This is a genomic window from Algoriphagus sp. 10J20-15 (assembly GCF_055809615.1).
In genome coordinates this window covers 22140-31677 of sequence record NZ_JBVVUG010000037.1, presented here as the reverse complement: position 1 = coordinate 31677, position 9538 = coordinate 22140, and the positions used below count along the sequence as shown (strand labels likewise).

Annotated in this window: 11 protein-coding genes; 9 read left to right on the top strand and 2 right to left on the bottom strand. The window is 44.1% G+C overall.

The window, feature by feature from the left end:
- Positions 1 to 122 precede the first annotated feature (122 nt).
- From AC0L6R_RS16085 to AC0L6R_RS16065, 5 genes are all read left to right on the top strand, one after another.
- A complete protein-coding gene (locus tag AC0L6R_RS16085) occupies positions 123 to 509 on the top strand; it encodes a hypothetical protein (RefSeq protein WP_473272128.1) in 387 nt (128 codons plus the stop codon).
- Positions 510 to 1045: 536 nt separating this feature from the next.
- The gene (locus AC0L6R_RS16080) at positions 1046 to 1726 is read left to right on the top strand and encodes a TonB-dependent receptor domain-containing protein (protein WP_473272127.1); all 681 of its coding nucleotides are present in this window, start codon (positions 1046 to 1048) and stop codon (positions 1724 to 1726) included.
- Positions 1727 to 1818: 92 nt separating this feature from the next.
- Positions 1819 to 2070 carry a hypothetical protein gene (locus tag AC0L6R_RS16075; protein ID WP_473272126.1) on the top strand — a complete coding sequence of 84 codons (252 nt, stop codon included), beginning with the start codon at positions 1819 to 1821 and terminating at the stop codon, positions 2068 to 2070.
- Positions 2071 to 2581: 511 nt separating this feature from the next.
- Complete coding sequence (locus tag AC0L6R_RS16070; RefSeq protein WP_473272125.1) at positions 2582 to 3583, top strand: RagB/SusD family nutrient uptake outer membrane protein; 1002 nt, start codon at positions 2582 to 2584, stop codon at positions 3581 to 3583.
- A 19-nt stretch (positions 3584 to 3602) separates the two neighbouring features.
- On the top strand, positions 3603 to 3788 hold the full coding sequence (locus tag AC0L6R_RS16065) for a hypothetical protein (RefSeq protein ID WP_473272124.1): 186 nt from the start codon (positions 3603 to 3605) through the stop codon (positions 3786 to 3788).
- A 111-nt stretch (positions 3789 to 3899) separates the two neighbouring features.
- Here AC0L6R_RS16065 and AC0L6R_RS16060 read toward each other — a convergent pair whose 3' ends face one another.
- Entirely contained in the window at positions 3900 to 4256 is a 357-nt protein-coding gene (locus tag AC0L6R_RS16060) for a hypothetical protein (protein ID WP_473272123.1), read from the bottom strand.
- 677 nt (positions 4257 to 4933) lie between these two features.
- The gene (locus AC0L6R_RS16055) at positions 4934 to 5311 is read right to left on the bottom strand and encodes a MauE/DoxX family redox-associated membrane protein (RefSeq protein WP_473272122.1); all 378 of its coding nucleotides are present in this window, start codon (positions 5309 to 5311) and stop codon (positions 4934 to 4936) included.
- 382 nt (positions 5312 to 5693) lie between these two features.
- On the opposite strand from AC0L6R_RS16055, the gene AC0L6R_RS16050 reads away from it, so the two are divergent.
- The 4 genes from AC0L6R_RS16050 to AC0L6R_RS16035 all read left to right on the top strand — a co-directional run bounded on the left by AC0L6R_RS16050 (position 5694) and on the right by AC0L6R_RS16035 (position 7957).
- On the top strand, positions 5694 to 6071 hold the full coding sequence (locus AC0L6R_RS16050) for a cyclic nucleotide-binding domain-containing protein (RefSeq protein WP_473272121.1): 378 nt from the start codon (positions 5694 to 5696) through the stop codon (positions 6069 to 6071).
- A gap of 189 nt (positions 6072 to 6260) precedes the next feature.
- Complete coding sequence (locus AC0L6R_RS16045; RefSeq protein ID WP_473272120.1) at positions 6261 to 6902, top strand: hypothetical protein; 642 nt, start codon at positions 6261 to 6263, stop codon at positions 6900 to 6902.
- A gap of 37 nt (positions 6903 to 6939) precedes the next feature.
- On the top strand, positions 6940 to 7338 hold the full coding sequence (locus AC0L6R_RS16040) for a hypothetical protein (protein ID WP_473272119.1): 399 nt from the start codon (positions 6940 to 6942) through the stop codon (positions 7336 to 7338).
- Positions 7339 to 7570: 232 nt separating this feature from the next.
- Positions 7571 to 7957: a hypothetical protein gene (locus tag AC0L6R_RS16035; protein ID WP_473272118.1), complete on the top strand. Its 387-nt coding sequence runs from the start codon at positions 7571 to 7573 to the stop codon at positions 7955 to 7957.
- The last annotated feature ends 1581 nt before the right edge of the window (positions 7958 to 9538 follow it).

The window sequence follows — 9538 nt, the reverse complement described above, 5'->3', positions numbered from 1 at the left end:
GGGCTATGATAAGCAGCGCCTGTCAGAAGTCGGTAATTCCAGTAATAGACTCACGCTGAATGTAAAAAATGACTTCAGTCTGTTAAATAATAAACTGGGTATTCGGCTCCGGGATTTACGGGGTGAAAAAGCCGGCGAGTAGAATCAGAGATGCCGGAGCCAATCAGCTGTACTTCACCTCAAATCAGGGGATGTATCCTTATGCAAGACTGACTGATGAAAGCGGAAATCCACTGGGACTAACCAACCGTTTTAGCAATAGTTTTAAGCAGGAGGCAGAATCAGCAGGATTGTTGGATTGGCAATATGTCCCTCTGGAAGAAATCGGAAGGAGCCCGACTGAAGCTATTCAGGATGACTGGAGGCTAAACCTTGGCTTGAACTATAAGCTTCTAAAGGGGCTGGATATGAAAGCTCTCTACCAATATTGGCAGCAGGGGAGCAGCAGTGTGACCAGCTGCAGCCAGGAGCAGCTACTTTGTCCGGGAGCAGATCAACTTGTTCAGTGAGTTTGATGATAACGGAAATCTAATCAGAAACATTCCTATGGGTGGGATACTGAGAAGATCCGACAGATTTTCCTCCAGCCACTCGGTCAGGGGAATGCTGGATTATTCTACCAGTTGGCAGGACAGCTGGGAGTTTAGCTCCTTGGCTGGGGTAGAGCTGAAATCCCTGAACTACCAGACTTCTTCCGGCGGGTTATATGGCTACGGACCGGAGACGGCGAGTATTCAGACAGTGGACTTTCTGACGCCTTTTCCCCAGTATCACAATCCAAGACAAACATCACAGATTCCCAATTCAGATGGCGTAGGGGCAGGTGCTGATCGCTTTTATTCCCTTTTTGCCAACGGGTCTTTGGAATATGGAAACAAGGTACCCGCTAACGATCAGTGCCCGAAAGGATGCCTCCAATTTATTTGGAGTAGATGCCAACCAACGGGCAGTACCGCTTTGGTCAGCAGGTTTGGGATGGGTTTTAAGCGAGGAATCATTTGTCATAATTGGGAAAAATTGCCCTATGTGAAAATGAGGTTTTCCTATGGGTATAATGGCAATGTGGACAGAAATTTATCTGCTTACACTACAGCACGCATCAAGTTCGGGCGGTACGCTTACGAATTTACCCTTTGCGAGCATTGTAAATCCCCCGAACAGGAATCTGCGGTGGGAAAGGATAAAGATAGCCAACCTGGGAGTGGACTTGGAAAGCAAAAACGGCAGGATCTCCGGAACGCTGGAGTTTTACCTGAAGGAAGGCCTGGATCTGATCGGGCAATCGCCCTATGCACCCAGTTCTGGAATACAGGTTTTCAATGGAAATAATTCCTCGACCAGTACCAAGGGATTTGATCTGCAGTTGGAAACCAGGAATTTGACAGGAGAATTTCAATGGAATACAGTGTTGCTACTTTCAGGACTTAAGGAAGAAGTCACGGGATATGAAATAGAGTCACCGGTCAGTAGTTTACTGGATAGAGGCGCCAGCGGAGCAGGGGGAGGGGTCAATCTTCCGGTGGTAGGAAGGCCACTGTTTTCATACTACAGTCTTCCTTGGGCTGGGTTAAACCCGGAGACAGGAGCTCCGATGGGAATACTCAATGGTGAGCCATCCGTGGATTATCGAACCATCAGTCAACGAGGCCAGTCTGGAAAGTATAGTTTACCGTGGACCAGCCAGACCGACTACTTTTGGGGCACTGAGAAATACCTTCAGCTATAAGGGATTCAGCCTTTCGGCAAACATCAGTTATAGATTCGGATATTATTTCCGAAGGACTTCTGTTCAATACAATAGCATCATGATGGGCAGGGGTGGACATTCGGACTACGGACTCAGGTGGCAGACGCACAGGCGATGAGGAGTTTACCCAAATTCCGTCCATGCCGGATTCACGTGATACTTTCCGTGATACTTTCTACCGAAACAGCACAGCATTGATAGAGAAGGGAGACCATATCCGTTTGCAGGATGTCAGAGTGGGGTACATGCTGCCTAAAATCCCAATCCGGGTTTCTATCTGGAGTGAGTTCGGGCAGAGCTATTCTTATATGCTAATAATTTAGGAATCATCTGGAAATCCACTGATACAGATTGGGATCCTCATTTCGGATGGGCTACGCCCAGAAAAAGCATTGCCCTGGGGCTTCAACTGAACTTCTAAACTAAAAAAAGAAACTGCCGGATGCTTTCTTCATATAGAGAGGAGTGGTAACCTCTAAATCATACCAAATCCGGCATAGCCGCGGTGGGAGAAGCCTCCGCGGCCCTTTGAGACTTAATTACTAAAATCATGAAATCAAGCATGACGGAAAACGTCACACACAGCTGGGTCACCATCCACCAGTGCGAGATTCCGTGAGCCGTGCCTCTCCCCGACTATTCGGGATGGCCGTTAAAAATCAATTATATGTATATCCGCTTTGTTGCCAGTAAAGAGCCAAAAGCAATATAGGATTTGGTTAACTCAAGAATTTAGGCCGCTTCGGTCACCCGTCTTCGGTCTTCTGACCGGATGAGCAAAGAAATGTAGGGTACTGGCAACATTGCGGATAATCAAAATCAAATTATAAACACATGAAAAAAAAATATTCAATTGTATTCATTTTCCTTGTCCTTGCTGTAGGTACGGCTTGTGATGATTACCTAGATGTCAAGCCAGACCAGAGTCTGGTAGTTCCCTCTACGATGGAGGATATCCGATTATTACTGGATAATACCACTGTTCTAAACAAGCAGCCTGTTCTTACCCTCCATGGAGGAGATGAGTATTTTGTCAGCGACGAAGGTCTCCCCACGCTGGGATTGCCAGAGCAAGGCGCATATCTATGGCTGGACGATCTTTTTCAGGGAGACCCGGCCTACGATTGGTCTACCCCTTACCAGCAGGTTTTTTATGCGAATGTTGCCTTGGATGCGCTGGAGGAAATTCCTTACAAAGACGGAGTAGATTATAAAACGCTTAGAGGGGAGGCACTCTTTCATAGAGCGCATGCTTACTACCATTTGCTTCAGGAATTCGCCCCTCCCTATCAGTTGGGTGGGGGAAATGAACAGTTACTCGGAATAATCCTGAAGGACAGTCCTGATGTAAACGCAAAAGCTGAACGCTCCACGTTGGAGAAAAGCTATAGCCGTGTATTAATGGATTTAAATGAGGCAGCCGCATTGCTACCAGATTTTCAGTTGCCAAAGAGCAGACCTACTAAAGCGGCTGCTCTGGGAATGTTGGCACGTTTGAAGTTATGTATGTTTGATTATCAGGGCGCTGCCGACGCGGCAAAAGAAGCATTGGAGATTTATACCGAAAGGCTAGATTTCAATAACATAGATGTAGCCTCCAATCGTCCCTTTGTCCGTTTTGGGGAAGAGACTGTCTTTTACTCAGAACTGGTGACAGTCACATTTATCTTCTCATCTGAAGTATTTGTGGATACCACCCTTATTGAAAGCTACCAAGAAGGTGATTTGAGATTGCAGGCAAGATTCCATCAAGTTGGGGCAGAACCGGTATCAAGAACGGGAAAGGCTAACTGGAAATATACTCTCATTCGGAGGGCTAAGTACCGGGGAACTTGAGCTGACGGCAGCTGAGGGATTGGCCTGGAGAGGTGAGGAGGAGAAAGCAAGAGAGTATTTGAACTCGTTGCTTAGTCGCAGGATAGAGCCGGAGAGCTTTATTCCGGTTGATGCCGTAGGGGAGGATTTACTAAAGGAAATACTGTTGGAGCGTAAAAAGGAATTGGTAGGAAGAGGTCTTAGATGGATGGATTTGATAAGATGAATCAATATCCTGAGCATGCTAAGAAAGTAGAGCGAATAGTTGAAGGACAGCTGATAACTTTATCTCACTCATTAAATTATGTTTTTCCCACCCCCAGATGAAGAAATAGTGCTATCCGGCGTGAAGCAAAATGCACGATAAAAAAATCCCCAACACTACAGGTGTTGGGGATTCGTACCATTGAGGGACATAAATTCCCGGGGTGAGTTCTGAGATGTCTCCATATGGATCATCATTTTCGAACTCTACCCTACACACTTGGCTGGTGGTGTCTAGATAATCTGTACCAAGATTTTCATCTGTGATTTCCCTATAGCCATTAGTGGCAGCATGCATGGGATCAGAGTCCGGAGTCCATACTTTTGGATCAACCTTGTCTGTCACCATAGCTCGCACATTCATTGCCACTGCTATTCCAGCTCCTAGCACTAATCCCAGTGCCGGAAGCATTTTAACTAGTTTATTCATGGTATTGTCCTGTTTTTTAACCGATCAAAAACAGGAAAACCGTTTTCGGTTGTTTGCCTACTCTGAAAAGGGTTTTCGGCATCTCCCTTTGGGAGGCTCATTGGGTTTAGCCAGTCTCTTACCCCTAGGTGTATTAAGAGAAATGAGTCTCTTTTATTATTTCTAACCTTTGAGGTCTTCAAGACCTCAAAGGTTTTATTCCTAAAGGTTCCAGAAATACTTATTTCATTTAATTATTTTTTCGGGGTGGGGTATTCAGCAGCCCTGCCCTTTTTTAACCTTTGAGGTTTTCCAAACCTCGAAGGTTTTTACCTTCTTATTCTCCACTCTGGTCTGTATTTTACTAACCAACTTTCCCATTTCGATTCCTCTTCCAACTTCCTGCATTAATTCTAGTTTCCGGAAGATGACTCTGCGCAGGAGGGCAATGGCCTTTATTCATTTTTTTCCATGGGGCCCGATAGCTATTGGGCCACCCATGCTTGTCCGCCGTGGCGGAGCTATTATGTGTTTCACCCCTTCAGGGTGATACTCACACTTCTCTACTTTTATATATTTTAAATTTCTAATTCCATCATTTTAAATTCTTCGCTCCAGCCCCCAGCTCCATTCTCCCCTTTAAGGGTTGCCGGTCACTACTTTCCCCAATTTTAAATTTCTAATTGTCACATTTTAAATTATAAAGTCCCCAAACTCCCATCCCAATACACACCAAATTCATCCAAAAGTGCTGGTCTACTCAGTCTCCCCCAGAATTCCGGCACAGTTACGAAGACCCAGGAAAAGCTCCCACCCAGATCAGCCCCACATAGGTAGTGAAGACAGTGAGGAGGAGGATGCTTGAGAGGTATCCCCACCATCGGGTCGACCCAAAAGAGCAGGAGCAGGGCAATCAGCAACTCGGTGATTGGAACAACATAAGCGAGCACCTCTGCCAGTTCAGCAGGAAAGGTCTGGTTATGAAAAGCTTTTCTGCTTGATTCAAATCGTATCAGTTTATCCAGACCTGTATAGGTCCAGAGTAAAATGAGTACTGTTGAAATTATTTTGTCCATGGTCTATTTTATTAAATAACAATTCCATTCGGAGACGATTACGTCTTCCTCTCCTCGAGGAGATCCTGTCACGATGAGCCAAGCATATCTGAGAGTTGGCTGAAGCACTTCTAATCACTGAAAGAAATTTAGGGCTCTGGTTATCAAAGCACTACTTCAAATAAGGGAGAAAGCATTCTAGACTAGTAAAACCCCTCAAATGAAGGTTTTTTGATCAAAATCTTTGAAATCATTAATTTTTATTTGGATCAATTCTTACTTAATAATAAATTAACATGTAAGAATTAGTTGGTTTAGGACTGGATTCTTGGATAATGCTTTTCACCCCGCTGTTTTGATTTAGTACACTTTTACTAGCTATAAAATGGAAAAGCGAGATTTTATGAATCAGCTTATAACTGATTTTAACAGTATCAAGAGGTTTTCTGATGAGTCATACGAGAGTGTTTATCAGAAACTGACTTTGTGCAGAGTATCTAGAGGACAGGTACTCAAAAAGGTGGATATGGTGGATGATAAGAGCCGCTATATAGGTAAAGGATATGTAGGCCTGTATCAGGAAGCTCAGAATGGCTTTAAGCTGTTTAGGATATTTGGTCCATCTGATGTAGCATTTGATGAACAGTCTTTTCGGAGTAATACACCTTCGAAAACACTTTTACGGGCTTTGTCAGAAACAGTATTCCTGGACTCTCTCTGGAGGCTGAAAACGAATTGCTCTCCAACAAACCTGAATTTTATTCTCTTGCGCTGGAAGTAGCCCACCGTATCAATAAACGGCAGGTAGAACAGCAAGCGATAAAAGCCAGAAAGTTTACGGATGGTTTTCCGCTCCTGCTTAAGAAATTTCCCGGGATAGGTCAATACCTCAAAAATCAGGATTTAGCAGATTTTTTCAATCGTAGTATTAGTACCGTAGAGCGACTGAAATACTCCATAATGAGCGATCATGAAAACAAGTCATGAATTCCCTGTAGCAATAAACCTGCATTGTAAGGCGATCGATGTTAAGGTTCTCAAATGGGCCTGGGAAGCAGGGCTATTTGAAAGTCCTGCCGAACTTGAGCGTTGCAGAATTCAGAAAATCAACTGGTTTGCCGGCTACCTTTTTCCAGAAGAGGATGCTGAAAGACTGGAGTTGATAATGAAGTTCTTCCTTAGCTTGTTTCTGCTGGATGATCTGCTTGATATAGGCAGCGATAAATCTTTGATAGAATTTCTGGAAGATCTGAAAACTGGTAATTTCATACATTCCAGCAATAGGCTGCATAGTTTGGGATATGCACTTTTGCTTTTACATAAGGAAATTCAACAGAAATATGCTGTTTCATATGAAAGTGAACAGTGGTATAATGCCTGCTGGATACCTACAAGCCTTGCAATGGGGAAGTCCGGATTAAAATGGGAGGGGATCAAACCGGCAGTCGGAAGAGTACAGAATATAGGGCCTCTTTGTGTCTATTTGGCAATGATTCTCAATAGACAGGGAAAAGATATGCGGGGATGCTTGGCAGAATTTCTGGAATTCTCATGGCTAGGTACATCTACTTGTCCAATGACCTGGCCTCTTATGAAAAAGAGCTGGCAATAGGGATACGCACAACGAAATAATTATCCTACTGGAATCAATGGGAGATACTGCGATAAGCTGGGTAAAACAAGAATTGAGACAGCTTCGCAAAAGGATTTTAGCTTTGACAAAGCAAGCTTGTATAAGTTTGAGGGCTGTGAGGAATGGATTCGCAGACTTTTACTGTTGGCAGGGGCTGCTGAAGCTGGAACTGCTGAGAGACTCAGGTATGACAATTATATCAACGGAAAGTTGGGTGCTCACTAAAAGGAAGGAGGAGTATCATGTTCAAAACGTGTTGTTATTTATCCAAGATGGTGAGTTTTACCTGACAGGAAGAAGCGAACGCTATGCCACAATCCTGTTGCACAAGGTTCGTGTGTATGTCAATAAAGAGCCTCACCAGTTTGTGACTATTTCGACTTCGCACTCTTTTCAGGCATCCCCGAAGAGATGATCCGCAACTATATGATTTAGCCATTATTGGGTAGTAGCTCAGGCTAGATTCAATAACCCATCCAAGCAAAATAAAGCAAGGGTGAATAATAGTAAAAACGATGTTTCTACGATGCTTCTACGATGCTCATTCGATGGTTCATCGTAGATGGATCGTTGCAGGGTCGTCCAAAGTCCGGGTTAGCCATAGCGCTCTGCTAGGTTTTGGAAGTACCTGGAAATTCTTTTGATGCATGCAGAATATTTATGAACATTTAATCAATGATCAGTATGGGAAAAGTAACAGATGGATTTTTGCCTTGGGCGGGATTTCCGGAAAAGTCGGAAATCTGGTTTTTTATCAGGTTAATGGTGAGACATTGATCAGGACAAACCCTGAGCAGGCCTGGCAAGGTAGCAGTTCTCCACTTCAAACCTATCATCAGAAAGCTTTTTCCTTGGCGCAGGAATTTTTATCCCCTGTGAAAAAGGAAATAGCCATAGGCTTTGCTGCCTATAAAATAGGCACAAAAAGAGGGATTGATAGAGCGAAGAGCCTGCTGTTGAAAAACGCCATATATCCCATCGAAGGAATCCCGGTTTTACAGCCAGAGAAAGTCCTGCTTCTTCAGGAGATCTAACCGCTGTGAGCGGTGCAGTACTAACCACGACAGAACCAACTGGAGATTCAGGATAGAGTGGACAATAAACAGTTGGGATGGCTCCGCCCGTGATGGGGATAAGACCTTTGTGGTTCTGTATGACACCGAGGAACCGTGGAACTTCAGTTTCCAGGGAGAGAGCTATAGAAAAGATGGATTCCAGGAGGTGCAATTCCCATGGGTTTTGATTGAGGGTGCAGCAGTATATGTTTATTTCTCATTTTATTCAGAGCGTTCAGGGAAAACGGAGTTTTCGGATTCCGTTTGCCTGGGGAGAATTGAGACGTAAGAATTAAGACTTAAGTATCAAGGCGTAAGTATTAAGACGTAAGAATCAAGAGGTAAGAATCAAGAGGTAAGAATCAAGAAGTAAGAATCAAGAGGTAAGAATCAAGACATAAGTAATCAGTATCCTTTCCGTGGTCTGTGTCTCACAGACCATTTCCTTTCTGTTGTCCTGCTTCTCCAGAAGCTGGATCAACTACCACCAGATAAAGACCAAGCACACTTTCCATGGTCTGTGTATCACAGACCCAACTATCCATGACTTTTGCTCATACATTCTACTGACTGAATTTCAACGGTTTAATTGTATGTTGTTCATTCAAGATTTCTAACAATGTAGGCTATCCGTTTCCATCTTGCTGGCATACCGAATTCATCTCCGAATGACGATTCCGGGCCAGCTGGTAAAACCTTATACTTCTTTGAGCTGGGGTTGAAACCCCAGCCTATTGACTACAATCCTATTTCTTGACCTAATCCTACTTCATCATTCGATATTCGAAATTTTACATTCATCATTAATAACATCTAACATCGGTCGACTCAACACCAACCATCTCCATTCATGGTCTGTGTCTCACAGACCCAACTATCCATGGTTTTTGCTATTGCATTCTCAGGACTGCCTTTCAACGGCTTGATTGAATGTTTTTCATTCAACATTTCTAACAATAATGGCTACCCGTTTCCATCTTGCTGGCATACCGAATTCATCTCCGATAAGACGATTCCGGGCCAGCGCTGGTGAACGATTACAACCTTAAACACCGGGTTAAAACCCGGCGCTACAAATTTGCCATGCCTACGGCATTGTTCAGTTTCCAACTTTCCTGCTTTCAAACCTCCGATACCCGCCAACTCCTAACTGCCACCCGCGAAAAGAAATTGCAATGTGGTAGAACCTCTGCTGTTCGTAAGGGCGCGGTGGGAAGCTGAAATAGCGGGGCAGGCGGCTGGAATGCGCGTTGAAGCATTATTTCAGCAAGCCTTTTGGTTACTTTTGGGCTCAAAAGTGACAAGAAAGAAACCATCTGGCGCTCCGCTGTTCGTGGCTTCACGAACAGCTCATTTTAACCCCGAAGGGTCTTTGGATTCCATCTTGCTGGCATACCGAATTCATCTCCGAATGACGATTCCGGGCCAGCGCTGGTAAAACCTTATACTTCTTTGAGCTGGGGTTGAAACCCCAGCCTATTGAATACAATCATGTTTTTTGACCGCTTCCTACTTCATCATTCGACATTCGAAATTTTACATTCATCATTAATAACATCT

Excerpts from the sequence above, each read along its gene's own strand:
- AC0L6R_RS16080 (WP_473272127.1), top strand. The coding sequence starts at position 1,046 with ATGGGTATAATGGCAATGTGGACAGAAATTTATCTGCTTACACTACAG.
- AC0L6R_RS16070 (WP_473272125.1), top strand. The coding sequence starts at position 2,582 with ATGAAAAAAAAATATTCAATTGTATTCATTTTCCTTGTCCTTGCTGTA.
- AC0L6R_RS16060 (WP_473272123.1), bottom strand. The coding sequence starts at position 4,256 with ATGAATAAACTAGTTAAAATGCTTCCGGCACTGGGATTAGTGCTAGGA.
- AC0L6R_RS16055 (WP_473272122.1), bottom strand. The coding sequence starts at position 5,311 with ATGGACAAAATAATTTCAACAGTACTCATTTTACTCTGGACCTATACA.
- AC0L6R_RS16050 (WP_473272121.1), top strand. The coding sequence starts at position 5,694 with ATGAATCAGCTTATAACTGATTTTAACAGTATCAAGAGGTTTTCTGAT.
- AC0L6R_RS16045 (WP_473272120.1), top strand. The coding sequence starts at position 6,261 with ATGAAAACAAGTCATGAATTCCCTGTAGCAATAAACCTGCATTGTAAG.
- AC0L6R_RS16040 (WP_473272119.1), top strand. The coding sequence starts at position 6,940 with ATGGGAGATACTGCGATAAGCTGGGTAAAACAAGAATTGAGACAGCTT.
- AC0L6R_RS16035 (WP_473272118.1), top strand. The coding sequence starts at position 7,571 with ATGCAGAATATTTATGAACATTTAATCAATGATCAGTATGGGAAAAGT.